At 69.3% G+C, this 16,678-nt stretch carries 14 protein-coding genes; 8 read left to right on the top strand and 6 right to left on the bottom strand.

The features are described 5' to 3' along the window. Positions 1 to 3: 3 nt before the first annotated feature. Positions 4 to 513 (top strand): DUF1993 domain-containing protein, encoded by a 510-nt coding sequence (locus AC07OQ_RS21510; protein WP_495055180.1) that lies wholly within the window; start codon positions 4 to 6, stop codon positions 511 to 513. Here AC07OQ_RS21510 and AC07OQ_RS21505 read toward each other — a convergent pair. Both AC07OQ_RS21505 and AC07OQ_RS21500 read right to left on the bottom strand, forming a co-directional pair. Continuing rightward, a complete protein-coding gene (locus AC07OQ_RS21505) occupies positions 495 to 833 on the bottom strand; it encodes a hypothetical protein (protein WP_495055179.1) in 339 nt (112 codons plus the stop codon). The two genes, AC07OQ_RS21510 and AC07OQ_RS21505, sit on opposite strands and share 19 nt — an antisense overlap. Beyond that, positions 824 to 1,267, bottom strand: coding sequence for a hypothetical protein (locus tag AC07OQ_RS21500; protein WP_495055178.1), 444 nt, complete (start codon positions 1,265 to 1,267; stop codon positions 824 to 826). Before AC07OQ_RS21500 ends, AC07OQ_RS21505 begins: the two co-directional genes overlap by 10 nt. 255 nt (positions 1,268 to 1,522) lie before the next feature. Here AC07OQ_RS21500 and AC07OQ_RS21495 point away from each other — a divergent pair, with 255 nt between their 5' ends. From AC07OQ_RS21495 to AC07OQ_RS21475, 5 genes are all read left to right on the top strand, one after another. Next, the gene (locus tag AC07OQ_RS21495) at positions 1,523 to 3,376 is read left to right on the top strand and encodes an O-linked N-acetylglucosamine transferase, SPINDLY family protein (protein WP_495055177.1); all 1,854 of its coding nucleotides are present in this window, start codon (positions 1,523 to 1,525) and stop codon (positions 3,374 to 3,376) included. Positions 3,377 to 3,407: 31 nt separating this feature from the next. After that, a complete protein-coding gene (locus AC07OQ_RS21490) occupies positions 3,408 to 5,756 on the top strand; it encodes a type I secretion system permease/ATPase (protein ID WP_495055176.1) in 2,349 nt (782 codons plus the stop codon). 15 nt (positions 5,757 to 5,771) lie between these two features. After that, on the top strand, positions 5,772 to 6,974 hold the full coding sequence (locus AC07OQ_RS21485) for an HlyD family type I secretion periplasmic adaptor subunit (RefSeq protein ID WP_495055175.1): 1,203 nt from the start codon (positions 5,772 to 5,774) through the stop codon (positions 6,972 to 6,974). Positions 6,975 to 7,070: 96 nt separating this feature from the next. Further along, positions 7,071 to 8,525, top strand: coding sequence for a TolC family protein (locus AC07OQ_RS21480; protein ID WP_495055174.1), 1,455 nt, complete (start codon positions 7,071 to 7,073; stop codon positions 8,523 to 8,525). 69 nt (positions 8,526 to 8,594) lie between these two features. Continuing rightward, a complete protein-coding gene (locus tag AC07OQ_RS21475) occupies positions 8,595 to 9,317 on the top strand; it encodes a class I SAM-dependent methyltransferase (RefSeq protein WP_495055173.1) in 723 nt (240 codons plus the stop codon). Positions 9,318 to 9,386: 69 nt separating this feature from the next. Here AC07OQ_RS21475 and AC07OQ_RS21470 read toward each other — a convergent pair whose 3' ends face one another. The 3 genes from AC07OQ_RS21470 to AC07OQ_RS21460 all read right to left on the bottom strand — a co-directional run bounded on the left by AC07OQ_RS21470 (position 9,387) and on the right by AC07OQ_RS21460 (position 12,073). Then, positions 9,387 to 10,253, bottom strand: a complete 867-nt coding sequence (locus AC07OQ_RS21470) for a glycosyltransferase family 92 protein (protein WP_495055172.1) — start codon at positions 10,251 to 10,253, stop codon at positions 9,387 to 9,389. Then, positions 10,250 to 11,077 (bottom strand): hypothetical protein, encoded by an 828-nt coding sequence (locus tag AC07OQ_RS21465; protein ID WP_495055171.1) that lies wholly within the window; start codon positions 11,075 to 11,077, stop codon positions 10,250 to 10,252. The genes AC07OQ_RS21470 and AC07OQ_RS21465 overlap by 4 nt, the downstream gene beginning before the upstream one ends. A gap of 102 nt (positions 11,078 to 11,179) precedes the next feature. After that, on the bottom strand, positions 11,180 to 12,073 hold the full coding sequence (locus tag AC07OQ_RS21460; RefSeq protein WP_495055170.1) for a LysR family transcriptional regulator: 894 nt from the start codon (positions 12,071 to 12,073) through the stop codon (positions 11,180 to 11,182). A gap of 112 nt (positions 12,074 to 12,185) precedes the next feature. Between AC07OQ_RS21460 and AC07OQ_RS21455 the strand changes: the two genes are divergently transcribed. Further along, a complete protein-coding gene (locus AC07OQ_RS21455) occupies positions 12,186 to 13,256 on the top strand; it encodes an alkene reductase (protein ID WP_495055169.1) in 1,071 nt (356 codons plus the stop codon). Between the two features lie 71 nt (positions 13,257 to 13,327). Then, on the top strand, positions 13,328 to 13,915 hold the full coding sequence (locus AC07OQ_RS21450) for an isochorismatase family protein (RefSeq protein WP_495055168.1): 588 nt from the start codon (positions 13,328 to 13,330) through the stop codon (positions 13,913 to 13,915). A 109-nt stretch (positions 13,916 to 14,024) separates the two neighbouring features. Here AC07OQ_RS21450 and AC07OQ_RS21445 read toward each other — a convergent pair. Then, positions 14,025 to 16,678, bottom strand: a 2,654-nt coding sequence (locus AC07OQ_RS21445) for an SPM autocatalytic domain-containing protein (protein WP_495055167.1), incomplete at its 5' end; no start/stop codon positions are given.

Genomic DNA, 16,678 nt, shown 5'->3' with positions numbered 1-16,678 from the left:
TCGATGAGCATCTCGATGCATTCCGCCAGCGCCCCCGTGTTCGCCCGCATGCTGGGCAATATGCTGAACTGGCTGGAGGCCGCCCGTGCCCACGCCGAGGCCAAGAAGTTCGATACCGCCGTCTACCTGGACCTGCGCCTGGCGCCCGACATGCTGCCGCTGGCGCGCCAGATCCAGATCGCCAGCGACGCGGCCAAGGGCTGCATGGCCCGCCTGGCCGGCCAGGCTGTGCCCAGCTGGGAGGACAAGGAGGCCAGCCTGGACGAACTGGCCGAGCGCATCCGCCGCACCATCGATTTTGTGAACTCGGTGCCTGCGGCCGAGGTGGAGGGCAGCGAGGAGCGCGTGATCGAGGTGCCGCGTCGCGTCGGCGAGCCGCTGAAGTTTCGCGGCGAGGACTTCCTGCGCCATTTCGCGCTGGCGAACTTCTACTTCCATGTCACCACCACCTATGCGCTGCTGCGCCATGCGGGGGTGAACCTGGGCAAGATGGACTATCTGGGCGGCCGCTGAGCGGCCGGGCCCTCCAGCGAGCGTGCCAGCGCCCGGCTCAGCTCGCCGGCCTGGGTCTCGGCCGCTTCCATGGGCAGGGCCTCCAGCAGCGGGCCGCGCAGCAGCCACAGCTCCAGCGGCTCGCAAGCCTGGCGCACCTGGCACTGCAGCGCCAGGCCCAGTTCGCCCGGCACCGCGACGGCCGCACGGGTGAAGCTGAGCTTGAGCTCGACCAGCGCGCGGCGCGCGGCCAGACGGCCGCGGCGTTCCTCCGGCCGGCCGGGGGGCGCGAAGGACCAGGGCGGCGGAAAGTGCGGAATCTCGCGCAGGGTCAGTTCCATGGTGCTTGCGGTCTGTCTACTGGTTGCGGGCCGGGCATGAAAAAGCCGTCCAGCGGGCCGGCGAAATGCGGGTTCAGGCGTGCCAGCCTGGCTTCGGCCTCGGCCTGGCTGTGGGCCCGCGCGACGGCGGTGTAGAGCCAGCCGCGCAGATGCCAGAAGTCGTCCACGCGCCGGGCGCGCTGGATGCTGCACTGCAACTCCTCGCTCACCGGCACACCGCTCAGGCAATGTTCGAACTCGGCGCGCAGCAGCGGCAGCCGCTCCTGCTCGCTGGCACGGGCCTGCCAGGGATCGGCCTCGCCGGGGAGCAGGCGGCGCAGGTTCTGCAGCAGCGAATCGGGCGCACGCTGGCCCGTGGGCTGGAGGCTGGCCGGCCTAGTGGCCAGCGTGTCCGCACGGGTGCGTTTCCAACGGGACAGGATGTGGTTCAGCATGGCTGGGCGGGTGAGGGTCCGGCGCCTGCGGCGTTCCCGGGCGGAGCTGCGGCGCTGAGTGAAATTTTCCACAGACCGAGCGCGATCTAAGCCCCGAAAAGCGCCACGAGCCGGCCGTTGATCCGCATCCAGGCGCCGCCAGGCCTCGATTTGGGGCCGGATTGCCGGGCTTATTGCCGGCCTCGGCGGGGCCCCGGCCTCTAACATCGCGGCAAACCCCGAGCCGCGTCTGCGCGCGGCCGACACGCCATGGACATGTCATCCCCCAGCGCCCAGCAACTCGCCGTTTCCGCCACGACCCCCGAGCGGACGGGCCGGATCGATCTGGCCGAGCTGATGGCCGAGGCCGGCCGGCTGCAGGCCGCAGGGCAGGGCGCCGCCGCCGCCGCGCTCTACCAGCAATGGATCGCCGCCGACAGCTCGCCGCTGCGCATGGTGGCCTGCTACAACTGGGGCACGGTGCTGGGCGCGATCGGTCGGCATGCCGAATCCGAGGCCGCCTACCGCCAGGCCCTGGCGCTGAAGCCGGATTTCATCCAGGCGCGCCTGAACCTGGGCCATCAGCTGGAACATCTGGGCCGCAAGGAGGAGGCGCTGAGCGAGTGGCGCGCCATCGCCGAGCTGGCGCAGCCGGTCGATGCCTTCGGCGGCGAGCCGCTGGCGCTGCGCCTGCATGCGCTCAACAATATGGCGCGCCTGCTGGAGAGCGAGCGGCGCTATGCCGAGTCCGAGGCGCTGATGCGCCGCAGCCTGGCACTCCAGCCCGAGCAGGGCGATGTGCTGCAGCATTACGTGCACATCCGCCAGAAGCAATGCGAATGGCCGGTCTACCAGCCGGTGGGCGAGGTCACGGCCAACCAACTGCTGACCAGCACCTCGCTGCTGGCGATGCTGGGCCTGTCCGACGACCCGGCGCTGCAGCTGCTGGCCTCGCAGCGCTTCGTGACGGAGAAGGTCGTCAAGTACAAGGACAAACCCTTCCACCAGCGCTTCGGCCCGGCCCGGCGCGAGGGCCGGGTGAAGATCGGCTACCTGTCGGGCGACCTCTGCATGCATGCGGTGGGCCTGCTGACGCCCGAGCTGTTCGAGCTGCACGACCGCAGCAAGGTCGAGGTGCATGCCTTCTGCTGGAGCCGCGAGGACGGCACGGCGCAGCGCGCCCGCATCCTGCGCGCGATGGACAAGGTGACCCTGATCGGCAAGGCCGACGACGAGAGCGCGGCGCGCGCCATCGCCGAGGCGGGCATCGACGTGCTGATCGACCTGCAGGGCCTGACCAACGGCGCCCGCCCCAACATCCTGGCCTACCGTCCCGCGCCGGTGCAGATCAGCTATCTGGGCCTGCCGGCCACCTCGGCCATCCCGGGCGTCGACTGGATCATCGCCGACCGCTTCGTGATGCAGCCCGAGTACCTGCCCTACTGCACCGAGAAGCCGATCTACCTGGAGCATTGCTACCAGATCAGCGACCGCCGGCGCGAGGTCGGCCCGACGCCGACGCGCGCCCAGTACCAGCTGCCCGAGGATGCCTTCGTCTTCTGCAGCTTCAACAACAACCACAAGTTCACCGAGGAGGTGTTCGACAGCTGGATGCGCGTGCTGGGCCAGGTGCCGGGCAGCGTGCTGTGGCTGCTGGCGGACAACGAGTGGTGCAAGGCCAATATGCTGGCGCGCGCCGCCCGCCACGGCATCGCCACCGAGCGCCTGATCTTCGCGCCGCGCGTCGCGCCGGCCGAGTACCTGGCGCGCTTCGCGCTCGCCGACCTGGTGCTGGACACCTTTCCCTTCAATGCCGGCACCACCGCCAGCGACTGCCTGTGGATGGGCACGCCGATCCTGACCCGCTCGGGCCGCAGCCATATCTCGCGCATGGCCGGCAGCCTCTTGACCCATGTGGGCCTGCCCGACCTGGTGACCGAGACGCCGGCCGAATATGAGCAGCGGGCGGTGCAAATTGGCCGGAATCCGGCCCGTGCCGCGTCCTACAAGCGCTTTTTGCGCGACCATGGGCGCAGTTCGGCCCTGTTCGACATCCCCGGTTTCGTGCGCGAGCTGGAAGACAAGCTGACGACCCTGGCGCTGGAGCGCCGCGGCCGCGCGGCCGCCTGACCGGGCCCGCACCTTCCAGGATCCAGACGCGGTGACGCAGCGACACGACCCCTTCTTCGACGGCGACAACAAGCCGGCCGCTCCGCGCAGCCTCTATCTGGCCGCGGAGGGCTCGGGCACGCCGCCGCCGCGTCCCGCGCGCGAGGACGGGGGCGAGGAGATCGGCGATCCGCTGCTGCAGGCCCTGGTCTGGTTGACCCGGCACCATGGTCGCGCCCGCTCGGCCGAGTCGCTGCGCGCCGGCCAGCCGACCGACGGACCGCTGGCACCCGACCAGGCGCTGCGGCTGATGCGCGAGGCCGGCTACAACGCCGGCCTGGTGCGCAAGAAGATCGACGAGGTCAATCCCCTGCTGCTGCCGGCCGTGCTGCTGCTCAAGGGCGGCGACGCCTGCGTGCTGGTGCGCCGCCTGGAGGCCGGCGAGGGGGAGCGACCGCGCTACGAGGTGGTGTTCCCGGGCGCCGAGGCCAATCTTTGCACCGCCGCCGCCGAGGAACTGGAGTCCGAGTTCAGCGGCTTCGTGCTGCTGGCCACGCTGCAGGAGACGCCGTCGGCCCAGAGCCGCGCCGAGCCGCTGCTGCGCGCCGAGGGCAGCCACTGGCTGTGGGGCACGCTCAGGCGCTTCATCCCCTACTACCGCGCCGCGATGGTGGCGGCCCTGCTCAGCAATGTGCTGATGCTGGTGTCCGGCCTGGTGACCATGGTGATCTACGACAAGGTGATCCCCAACCAGAGCTTCGTGACGCTCTGGACCCTGGCCGTGGGCGCCGCGCTGGCCCTGGTGTTCGACCTGTTCGCGCGCCAGCTGCGGGCGCACCTGATCGACCTGGCCGGGCGCAAGGCCGACCTGATCATCGGCTCCAAGCTGTTCCGCCAGACCCTGGGCGTGCGCATGGAGCACAAACCCGGTTCGGCCGGCTCCTACGCCCACACCTTGGCGCAGATCGAGGTGGTGCGCGACTTCTTCACCTCGGCCAGCATGTCGGTGGTGTCGGACCTGCCCTTCATCATCGTCTTCGTCGCGATGAGCTTCATCGTCGGCGGGCCGCTGGGCTGGGTGCTGGTGCTGGCGATTCCGCTGATCCTCGGCCTGACCTGGGCCATCCAGGGCAGCATGCGCCGCGCGGTGCGCGAGAACATGGCCGAGATGGCCGATCTGCAGGGCACCCTGGTCGAGGCGATCGAGGGCCTGGAAGACCTGAAGACCTCGGGCGCCGAGGGCCGCTTCCTGCGCGCCTACGAGACCAGCACCGCGATCGCCGCCGAATCGGCGATGCGCACCCGCGCGATGCACAGCTGGAGCAACAATCTCTCGGCCACCCTGCAGCAGGCCATCACCCTGGTGATGCTGGTCTGGGGGGTCTACCTGATCGAGGCCGGCGCGGTCAGCGCCGGTGCGCTGATCGGCGCCGTGATGTTCGCCGGCCGCGCCATCGCCCCGCTGGGCAGCGTGGTCAGCCTGGCGGCGCGCTACCAGGGCGCACGCGCCGCGATGATCGCGCTGGACCAGCTGATGGCCCGGCCCACCGAGCGTGCCGCCGACCGCAACTATGTGCCGCTGAACCAGATCAGCGGCAGCATGGGCCTGCAGGACGTGGGCTTCGCCTACCCGATGGCCGGGGAGGGCGCGCCGCCCAAGGTGCTGAAGGGCGTGACCCTGAAGCTGCGCGCGGGCGAGCGTATCGCCGTGCTGGGCCGCATCGGCAGTGGCAAATCCACCGTGCTGCGCCTGCTGGCGGGCCTGTACCAGCCGACCGAGGGCATGGTCGACGTCGACGGCATCGACCTGCGCCAGGTCGATCCGGCCGAGTTCCGCGCCCGCGTGGGTTTCGTGTCGCAGGAGCCGCGGCTGTTCCACGGCAGCCTGCGCGACAACGTGCTGATGGGCCGCGCCCATATCGACGCGGCGCGCCTCGTGGAGGTGGCGCGCCTGACCGGGCTGGACCGCGTGGTGGCCGGCCATCCGCTGGGCTGGGACCTGCCGGTCGGCGAGATGGGCGGCCTGCTGTCCGGCGGCCAGCGCCAGTTGGTGGCTCTGGCGCGCAGCCTGGTGACCAAGCCGAAGATCCTGCTGATGGACGAGCCGACCAGCTCGATGGACGCGCAGTCCGAGGTGGCCTTCCTGCGCCAGCTGCGCGACGCGGCGCTGGACTGCACCCTGGTGGTGGTGACGCACCGCCCGGCGGTGCTGGAGCTGGTGTCGCGCATCGCCGTGATGGATGCCGGCCGCCTGGTGATGGACGGTCCGCGCGACCAGGTGCTGGCGGCGCTGTCGGGCGTGCGCCCGACGCCGCAGGCCGCGCCGGCCGAGGCGCAGGCCCAGTCCAATCTGCATCTGCACCCGACCGCTCAGCCGGTGCAGCGTTCGGCCTCGGTCTGACGGAGCGCGGACAGCATGAGCGTGGCGCGCGACGAAGGTCTCTTTCTCAGTTCGGTGGCGGCGGCCCAGGTGGACGAGCCCCTGCCGCGCATCACCTGGGTGCTGTACCTGCTGCTGGCGGCGCTGGCGGTGGCTCTGGGCTGGTCCGCGCTGGCCCAGATCGACCAGGTGACGCGCAGCGACGGCCGCATCGTGCCGGACGGGCGCGAGCAGGTGATCGCCAGCATGGAGATCGGCCTGCTGCGTGAGCTGATGGTGCGCGAGGGCCAGCAGGTGGAGCAGGGCCAGGAGCTGGCCAAGCTGGACCCGACCCGCGTCGAGTCGCAACAGAACGAGGGTCAGGTCAAGCGCCTGGCGCTGAAGGCCACGGCGGCGCGGCTCTCGGCCGAGGCCGCGGCCCGGCCGCTGCAGTTTCCGCCCGAGCTGAAGGGCCAGGCCGGCCTGGTGAGCGCCGAGACCGAGGCCTTCGAGGCGCGCCGGCGCGTGCTGGACGAGGCCGTCGCCGCGCTCAATCGCAGCGCCGGCCTGGTGGGGCGCGAGCTGCGCATCGCGCAGGACATGGCGGCCCGCGGCCTGATGTCGGACGTCGAGGTGATGCGCCTGAATCGCCAGATCAACGATCTGCAGCAGCAACGCAACGAGCGCGTCAGCCGCTTCCGCCAGGAGGCCAGCGGCGAGCTGGTCAAGGTGCAGAACGAGCTGGCCCTGCTGGACGAGCAGATGGTGGTGCGCCAGGACGCGCTGGTGCGCACGGTGCTGAAGTCGCCGGTCAAGGGCCTGGTCAAGAACATCCGCGCCAACACGGTGGGCGGCGTGATCACGGCCGGCGCGCCCATCATGGAGATCGTGCCGCTGGGCGAGCGCGTGCTGATCGAGGCGCGCATCAAGCCTTCCGAGGTGGGCTTCATCCGCGTCGGCCAGCGCGCCACGATCAAACTCTCGGGCTATGACTACAACCTGTTCGGCGGCCTGCAGGGCAAGGTGGAATACATCAGCCCCGACGCGCTGACCGACACCGAGGGCCGGCCCTCGGGCGACGGGCGTTACTACCGCGCTTTGGTGCGTGCCGAGACCAACACCCTGCGCTACAAGGGCGAGGCCCTGCCGGTGATTGCCGGCATGACGGCCGCGGTGGAGATCAAGACCGGCGAGCGTTCGGTACTCAGCTATGTGCTGCGGCCGCTGCTGAAGTCGCAGGAAGCGCTGCGCGAGCGCTGAGCGGGCCGGCGCCGGCCCGCCCAAGACTCGATTTGAGGCCGTGGCGCCGGGCTGTTCGGCCCTTCGCGCCGACGCCGCTGTGTTGAAGTAGCGGCTATGTTCCGAGACCGCCGCAACCCTCTCCTTGGCCCCCGCGCCGCCGCCCTGCTGAGCGCCCTGTTGCTGCTCGCCGGCGCCAGCCTGGCCCAGGGCCGCAAGGCCGACAAGCCGCGGCCCGAGGCGGCCGCGCCCCTGGCCGCGCCGGCCAAGAACGGCGGCACGCGCTGCGGCGAGGACGAGGCGCCGGCCGGCGCCGCCAATGGTGCGACCAGCGCGACCAGCGCCGCCATGGCCGCCGCGCTGCAGACCAGCAATGCCGACCCGCGCACCCAGCTGCAGGAGCTGGTGGCGCTGGCGCAAGCGCGCAGCCAGTCGCTCGGTGCCATCACCCTGCTGGCCCAGGCGGCCCGCGACGACTGGGAAGAGGCGCGTGCCGCGCGCCTGCCCCAGGTCAATCTGGGCGGCGCGCTGTCGCATGTCGGCGCCAAGACCGAGGGTCTGCCGCTTGAGAGCGGCATGCAGGGGCGCGTCGGCCTGAACGTCAGCGCGCCGCTGTACGACGCCGGCCGCATCGAGCAGCTGGCCGCCTGGCGCAGCCAGCTGGCCGAATCGGCCCGCCAGGGCCTGATCAATGCCGAGCAGCAAATGGCGCTGCAGACGGTGTCGCTGGCGATGGACCGCAGCCGCTACCAGCTGCAGGTGCTGGTCTATGGCCAGTATGTGCGCAAGATGAGCTGCCTGGTGGAGGCGCTGGAGACCATCGTCGCGGCCGACCGCGGCCGCGCCAGCGAACTGACCCAGGCGCACAAGAACCGCCAGCAGGCCGAGCTGGCCGTCGAGCAGACCCTGACCGCCCTGCGCCAGACCGAGATCCGGCTGCGCCGCTTCGTCGGCGACCAGCTGCCGGCCAGCGCCAGCTACTCGGCCCTGCTGACCCAGGTGCCCGAGCTGGGCGAGATGCAGGCCGACGTACTGCAAGCCGCCGAGGTGGCCCAGCTGGAGGCCCAGGCCAAGGCCCAGTCGCGCTATGCCGATTCCGTGGTGGCCAGCCACAAGCCCCAGCTCAGCTGGCAGCTCGGCACGACCGCGATCACCGGCCCCAACCGTGGCGGCGACTGGGTGGCCGGCGTCAGCATCAATATCCCGATCTACAACCCGGGCGCCGACGCCAGCATCTCGGCCGCGCGACGGCGCGCCGAGGCGGCGCGCCTGCAGCGCGAGGACGCGATCGAGTCGCGCCGCTACCGCGTCGCCGACATGCACGAGGCGGCCGTCTCCTCCTTCGACCGCGCGCGCCGCATCGTCGACATCCTGCGCAACAGCGACCGCGTGCGCGCCGCCACCCTGCAGCAATGGCAGCAGCTGGGCCGCCGTTCGCTGTTCGACGTGATGGGTTCCGAGGCCGACTACTACTCGCTGCGCGTGGCCCATGTGAACGCATTGTTCGACGGCCAGCAGGCCGTGGCCCTGCTGTGGTCCCTGGGGCGCGGCGTGCTGACGCCGCTGCGCTGAGGCGCCCCGGCCCGGGCTCCGCGCATCCCTTCTCCGCATCCCCTACAAAACAATCATCCTGGAGCCGTCGTGATCAGGCAAATCGTCAAGGACTACGAAATCGTCGCCGACATCGAGCGTGGCGACCACAGCTTCAGCGGCGATTCCTCGTCCGAGAAGCGCATGATCTTCCATGTGCTGAAGGACAAGACCGTGCCGGCCAAGGTGCTGGACATCGGCTTCGGCACCGGCACGCTGGGCAGCCTGGTCAAGATGAACCCCGAGACCAGCCATTGGGAGGTGGACGGGGTCGACGGTTTCGATATCAGCTGCAAGAACCTCGAGTTGTTCGGCAAGAAGCATTACCGCAACATCTGGCACGGCTATGCCCAGGAGCTGGGCGCCGAGCAGCTCAAGCAGTACGACATCATCTGCCTGCTGGACGTGATCGAGCATCTGGACGTGCCGATGGCGCGCCAGCTGATGCGCAATCTGCTGGAGTCGCTGCGCGAGGACGCCTATCTGTTCATCAGCACGCCGCTGTGGTTCTATCCCCAGGACAGCCAGCGCGAGGGCGATCTGGAGGAGCATCTGATCGGCATCCCGGCCTCGTCGATGATGGCGCTGCAGCCGCTGATGTACACGGTGGGGCCGGCCCTGGTGGGCTGCTTCGTCTACAGCCGGCGCAGCCTGGACTATGCCGACCTGTTCCAGCCGACCACCGACCGCGGCTTCTCGATCGAGCGCGGCATGCGCGTGGCCGCCGCCGTGGGCATGAAGATGGACCGCGGCGTGGTCTACTACCTGAGCTGAGGCCGAGGCGCGCCAAAGCCGACGGCCGCTCGAAGCGGCCGTTTTCGATGGGCGGTCGCTTGGCCCCGCTCAGCCGGGCGCGCGCCAGCGCGGCATGCCGCCGATATGGTGGCGGCTCAGGCCGGTGGCGGCGCAGATGCCGTCGACCAGGGCCGCCAGCGGGGCGGCGAAGGGCTGCATCGAGGTGTCGTGCACATCGTTGCGGTCATGCTTGGCCCACCATTCCTGCGAGCGCAGGGCCTTGGGGCCGGCATCGGCCGCGCCGGAGGCCTGCTTGACCTTCTCGAAATACTCGCGGCTCTGCGTCACGTAGTGATTGATGCGCAGGTGGTCCCAACTGGGGCGACGGCTCATGTCGAAGGGCGCGGTCACCGGGTGCAGGTGTTCGTCGAAGCTGCCCTTTTCGGTGAGGAAATAATGCGAGTTGTTGGTCACCCTGGGCTTGGCGCCGCCGCGGATGATGGACTTGACGTGGTGGTTGGCCTCGAAATCCGGCGCGCTGGCGCGCTGGTAGTTCTGCGTGATCAGGCCCTGCGGTTCGCTGACATGGCCGCCACTGCCGAAGCAGCGCCAGTAGGGCGCCAGCGCCGAGATCTCCAGGCTCTGGTAGCGTGCCAGCGTCTGCTGCAGGCTGCGTTCGCGGGTGGGGAAGAGGAATTCGTCGCCGTCCAGGAAGGCCATCCAGTCGAAGCGGTCGACGAACTCCTGGCAGGCATGGGCATAGCAGCGCAGCTGGGGCGCGAAGTCGATGTCGTTGAGCGCGAAGGCGCGGATGCGGAACAGCTTCTGCAGCGCGGCCACCACCGCGTGGGTGTCGTCGGTGCATTCATGCATATAGAGCACGAAATCGGTGACGCCCACCAGGTGGTGGAAGGCCACCCATTCGACCAGCCAGGGGCCGCGGTTCTTCTGGATGCTGCAGACGGCGATGTTCATGGCTGCGGGCCGGCGGCCGGCTTGGGGTTGACGAAGCGCTCGCGGATGCTGGCGAAGGCCTGCAGGTACTCGGTGGCGCCCTGTTCCCGGTAGGCCAGTTTCAGCGCGTCGCTGATGACGGCCTCCACCGGATGCTCGCGCAGCCTTGTCGCCGACCAGGCGAAGTGCCAGGGCGGGTGCGCCTTGGCCCGCCATTGCGCTTCGGTGGCCAGCATCAGCGAGGCGATGCGCTCGGACAGGAACACCTTGCGCTGGGCCGAGCCGGGGTAGCTGGTGGGCTTCACCAGGGCATCGCGCAGCGGGCCCGGCTGCCCCTCGGCGGCGGCGAAGAACTGCTCCGCCAGCGCCAGCCAGGCGCGCCAGAAGCTCGGTCGGGCGACGAAGTAGTTGGAGAAAACGATCTGGCGCGTGTCCATCACTAGGGGCGCCAGGGCCAGCGGCCGGCCGATCGCGCGCAGAAAGGCCTCGAAGGCCTCGATCAGGCCGACATCGAAGGTCTCGCCCTGCTCGAACACGTTCAGGAAGAAGGCGCCCATGTCGGGCTGGGGCGAGAACAGCATCAGGTCGTGCTCGGCCGCATGGGTGCGCACGAAGTCGCATACCTGCTCATGCCGGAGCCCGGTCTTGTAGCCGAACTTGGGCGAGAAGAAACCGTAGAAGGCCGCGTCGTCCAGCGCCTCGTTCAGCAGGAAGTTGCGTATCGGCCAGTACTCGTACCAGTCGGGGCGCTCGTTGGCCAGGTTGTCCAGCACCAGATAGCCGGGTTCGATCGCGGCGAGGGTCTTGTCCGAATAGGCGATCTGGTAGAGATGGACGGCGGTCATGGCTGCAAAAAGTGCCCGGGCCCGCCAGTCTAGACAGTGAGGCCGGGGCAGGGGGGCGGAACAGGGGCACGAAGACCGCCCAAATGGTGCCGGCCCATATGCTCACGCCTGCCGCGCTCCGGTCTGCCGGCCCAAGCGCTCCTGCAAGAACTCGATAAAGCGCTGTGTCTTCGCCGGCAGCAAACGGGTTTCTGTCAGCGCATAGACGGGCGTCGACCGGCCCTGCCAGTCGGGCAATATCCGGCGCAGACGACCGGCCGCCAGGTCCTCCGCGGCGATCTCCTCGGACAGCAGAATCACGCCCAGGTCCAGCGTCGCCAGGCGTCGGAACATGCCGACGCTGTTGACCTGAAACCGCCCCCCGACTTCGACCTCGACGGTTTCTGCTTCACGCCGCAGCGTCCACTTCCCTGCCTTTGGAAAGCCCAGGCACTCGTGTTGCGCCAGCTCGGTGGGATGTGCCGGCTCGCCGGAAAGCTCCAGGTAGCGCGGCGAGGCATAGAGCTGCACCGGCAGGCGAGCGAGCAGGCGGGCGATCAGGTTCGAGTCCGTGAGCTCGCCCATGCGGATGGCCACATCGAAGGGCTCGGTGACCAGATTCACCCGCCGCGGCGTGAGGTCGAAATCAAAGCCGATGCCCGGGTAGCGACGCGCGAACTCCGCGATCAGCGGGGCCATATAGATGGTGGCGAAATCGACCGGCAGCGACGCGCGCAGCACGCCGCTGGGCTGGGCCAGCATCTCTCCCAACTGCTCGTGGGCGATCCGCGCTTCCTCGACGATGCGCCGGCAGCGCTCGTAATAGATCTGCCCGGCCTCGGTCAGCTCGACCTTGCGCGTCGTGCGATGCAGCAGCCGCAGACCGATCGCCTTTTCCAAGGCGCCGATCCGCCTGGACAGCGTCGAGTTCGGCACGCCCGTGGCATCGGCCGCACGTCGAAAGCTGCGCGTCTGGGCGACCTCGACAAACAAGGCCATGTCGTTCAGCAGCTCCATCCTGATTGCGCCATTTTTGGATCAATGAATGCCACTTTACCGTCTTTATCTCTTCGGTAGATTAATAAAAGATGCGTCCATCGCATTTGCACACAGACCCCGGAAACCCACCATGAGCCAACTGTTCACCCCCGTTCGCGTCGGCCGCACCCTGGCGCCGAACCGCCTCGTCATGGCCCCGATGACCCGATCCCGTGCCGACAAGGACGGTGTTCCCGGCGACATGACGGCCACCTACTACGCCCAGCGCGCCAGTGCCGGCCTGATCGTTTCCGAAGGCGTGTTTCCGTCCGCCATGGGCAAGGGCTATGTGCACACGCCCGGCATCGAAACCGAAGCCCAGGTCGCGGCCTGGAAGCAGGTGACCGAGGCCGTGCATGCCCGCGGCGGCCGCATCTTCATGCAGCTGATGCATTGCGGCCGGGTCTCGCATCCCTCGCTGCTCGGTGGCGCGACACCGGTGGCGCCCTCGGCCGTCAAGCCCGAGGGTCAGGCATGGACCCCGGCCGGCCAGGTCGACTTTGTCACGCCGCGCGTGCTGAGCCAGGCCGAGATCGTCGGCGTCATTGACGACTACGCCCAAGCCACCCGTCGTGCCATCGACGCCGGCTTCGACGGCGTGGAACTGCATGCGGCCTCCGGCTATCTGCCCGAGCAGTTCCTCTCGTCGGGCAGCAACCAGCGCCAGGACCAGTATGGCGGCTCGGTCGAGGGGCGCGCCCGCTTCGTGCTGGAAGTGCTGGCCGCGATGGTGGCCGAGGCCGGTGCCGACCGGGTCGGCATCAAGATCTCGCCGGAGATGAACTACAACAGCATCACCGATGCCGCGCCGCAGCAGACCTACACCTACCTCGTCGATCGGTTGCGCGGCCTGGGCCTGGCCTATCTGCATGTCGCGCTGTTCGGGGCGAATGTCGATTACCACGCCCTGCTGCGCTCGCGCTTCGACGGCGCCTATCTGATCGGCGGCGGCCTGACCCGGGACAGCGCCGAGGCCGTGCTGGCCGAGGGCAAGGCCGACGCCGTGGTGTTCGGCAGCGCCTTTCTTGCGAATCCCGACCTGCCGGAGCGCTTCCGCGTGGGCGCTGCCCTTAACGCCGCCGACCGCAACACCTTCTTCGCGCCGCCGACCGCCAAGGGCTATATCGACTATCCGGCGCTGGCGGTGGCCGAACCCGCCTGAGGACTTTGGCATGCCTTGACGGGCCGCACATATCCGGGGCACCTGCCCCGACCCCAACCTGGGAGCAGATCATGAAGTTTGAACGATTCACACCCGACACCGCCGCCTTGCTGCTGATCGACCATCAGGTGGGCACGATGAACTGGGTGAAGTCCATCCCCTTCGAGGAGATGAAGCGCAACGCCCTGATGCTGGCCAAGACCGCCCGAATCCTGAAGGTCCCCATGGTCATGACGTCCAGCATGGAGGAGTACGCCCAGGGGCCGCTGCTCAGCGAGTTAGCGGACATCTTCCCGGCCGAGTTCGCCGCGCGCATCAAGCGCCTTGGCGTGGTCAACGCGATGGACGATGCGCACTTCGCCGCGGCGGTGCGGGCGACCGGACGCCGCAAGTTCGTCATCGCCGGCGTGACCAATGACGTGTGCACGGTCTACCCGGCGCTGAGCCTGGCGTCGCAGGGCTATCAGGTGCAGGTGGTGGCGGATGCCGGCGGCTCGCCGAGCAAGATTGCCGATGACATGGCCTTGCGCCGTATGGAAAAGAACGGCGTCACCTTGACCAGCACCAACCAGCTGATTGCCGAACTGGCGGGCAGCTGGGCCACGCCCGAAGGCGGTCGCATCGTGCAGGAGGTGCTGATGGAAGCGCTGCAGGGCTGATCGGGAGCACTTGCAAGCGGCGGCGGACGGCTGGCCGGCCGTGGCGCTGCCAAGAAAAACGCCCCGCCGGGCTGCTACCGGGCGGGGCGTTGCGCCGCTGAACCGGGGTTCAGATCAGCGGGTTGGACAGGCCGTTGTGCTCCTCGTCGGGCAGCTTGGGCAGGACCACGACCGCGGCCATGGCCTGGGTCGTTGCCGCCGCCGTGCCCGCCTCGGCACCCGGCAGGGTTTGCGCGGCCGGCGCGGCCAGCAGGTCGCCGAGCTGAACCGACGCAGGCTGTGCGCTGCTGCCTTCCGGCGCCACGTCCTTGGCGAACCAGACGTCGGCCATGGCGTGGCTGCTGCCGTCGGCCTTGGTATAGCCGGACACCAGGCCCACCAGATTGCCGTTGTCGACCGCCGCGCTGGACTGGGCGTTCAGGTCCAGCGAGACGATGCCCAGTTCGGCCAGGCCCTTCAGCTCGCCGGCATCGGTCTTGCCGTCGTGGTTGGCGTCCACCCAGACGCGCAGGTCCTTGAAGCTGCCGTCCAACTGGTTCAGCACGCCGTCCTTGTTGCCGTCCTCCTGCTGCATCGCGACATAGCCGTTCGCGGCATGCTGGCCGTTGGCCAGGCTGGTGCCGTTGCCGAACAGCTCGGCGCCGCTGTTGATCTGGCCGTCACCGTTGCGATCCATCACCAGCAGGCCGTCTGCACCGCCCACCCAGCCGTACTTCTGGCTGTTGCCGGTGGCGTTCAGGTCGAAGTTCACGCCGTTGGCGGCAGACAGGGTCTGGATGCCGTTGCCATCCAGATCCAGCACGATCGGCGAGGTCAGGATCAGCGCGTCGAGCTGCTCGCCGCTCATCACGCTCATCGCATCGGTATTGGCCAGCAGGGCGTTGGCCTGCGTCATGTTCATCTTGGCGATGTCGGCCGCCTCGAAGCCCATCATCTGGTCGCTGCTCATCACCGACAGCTGAGCCGTGCTGAGGCCGGCCACCTGGGCCGTGGTCAGCGCGGTGATGTCGGACGAATCCAGCTGCAGGAAGGCGTCGGTGCTCAGCGCGCCGATCTGGGCGGACCCGAGCGTCGCGACCTGGGCCGAGCTCAGGGCCGCGATGTCCTCGGACTGCAGCACGCTGATCTGGGCCGTGGTCAGCGCGCTCAGCTGCTGGCTGCTCAGCGCTGCGAACTGATCGCTGGACAGGGCCTGGACCTGGTCGGTCGTCAGGGCGCGCAGCGCGCCGGTGCTGAGGGCACGGAAGTCCTCGGTGCCGATGGCTCCAAAATCGGCGGTCGAGATGCCGACGATCTGCGCGCTGCTGAGCATGCCGAACTGGGCGCTGGTCAGGGCACCGATCTGGTCGGAGTCCATCGCCTGCAGGGCTGCCGAGCCGAAGGCGCGGATGCCGCCGGTGCCGATGGCCGCCAGATCCTCGCTGCTGATGGCCGCGACCTGGGCCGTGCCGAGCGCACCCAGCTGGGCGCTGCTCAGGGCCGCGAACTGGCCGCTCGTCAACGCCTGCACATCCTCGGTCTGCAGACCGGCGACCTGAGCCGTGCTGAGCGACTGCAGCTGCAGGTTCGTCAGCGTCGGCATCTGGTCGGTGGTCAGCGCGGCCAACTGGGCCGTGCTCAGGGCCCGCATGCTGAAGACGCTCAGGGCGCGCAGGTCATCGGTTTCCAGGGCCCCGATCTGATCGCTGCTCAGGCCCACGACCTGGGTCGAGGTCATCGCGGCGAAGGCGGCGGTGCCCAGCGCATTCAGCTCGGCCGTGTCCAGCGCGGCGATCTGGTGCGAGCCGAGCGCGGCGACCTGGCCGGCCGTCAGCTGGCTGATCTGCTCGGAGTCCAGCGCGGCGAACTGGGCGCTGCTCAGCGAACGCAGGGCCGCGGTGCCCAGGGCGCCGATGTCCGCGCTTTCCAGCTTGGCGATCTGGTCGCTGCCGAAGCCGGCCACCTGGGCCGAACTCAGCTGGGCGACCTGGGCGCTGGTCAGCGCCACCATATTGTCGGTGCTCAGCTGCGCCAGTTGGGCGGAACCGAAGGCGCGGATGCCGGTGGAGCCGATGGCCTGCAGGTCATCGGACTGCAGATTGGCCATCTGCGCCGTGGTCAGCGCGCCCAGTTGCAGGGTCGACAGGCCGGCGAACTGCGCGGTGGTCAGCGCGTTCAGCCCGTCGCTGGTCAGCCCGGCGATGTGCTGGGTGCCCAGGCCGGCGATCTGCGCGCTGGTCAGCGCCGCCATATGGTCGGAGCTCAGCGCCGCGAACTGGGCGGTGTTCAGGCCGCGCAGCGCGCTGCTGCTCAGGGCGCGCAGGTCGTCGGTTTCGAGTGCCGCGATCTGGTCGGTCTTCAGGCCGCCGATCTGGGCCGAGCTCAGCTGGGCGGCCTGGGCCGTGGTGATGGCCTGGATGTTCTCGGTGCTCAGCGCGCCGATCTGGGCGCTGCTCAGGCCGCGGATGCCGGCCGAGCCCAGGCCGGCGAGGTCCTCGCTGGTCAAGGTGGAGACCGCGGCGGTGCCGATCGCCGCGATCTGGGCCGTGCTCAGCACCGCGAACTGGGCGGTGGTCAGGGCATTCAGGTCATCGCTGCTCAGACCGGCGATCTGGCCCGTCGTCAGCGAGGCAACCTGGGCGGTGCCCAAGGCGCCGATCTGGTCGGAGTCCAGCGCGGCCAGCTGGGCGGTGCTGAGCGCGCGGACCGCGGCGGTGGACAAGGCCTTCAGATCATCGGATTCCAGCTTGGCAACCTGGTCGGTCTTGAGGCCCGCGATCTGGG

The sequence above is a fragment of the Roseateles sp. GW821-FHT09B06 genome, from assembly GCF_059418245.1.
Note: the sequence above shows the minus strand (reverse complement) of the source record. Positions and strands in the feature narration are given on the sequence as shown.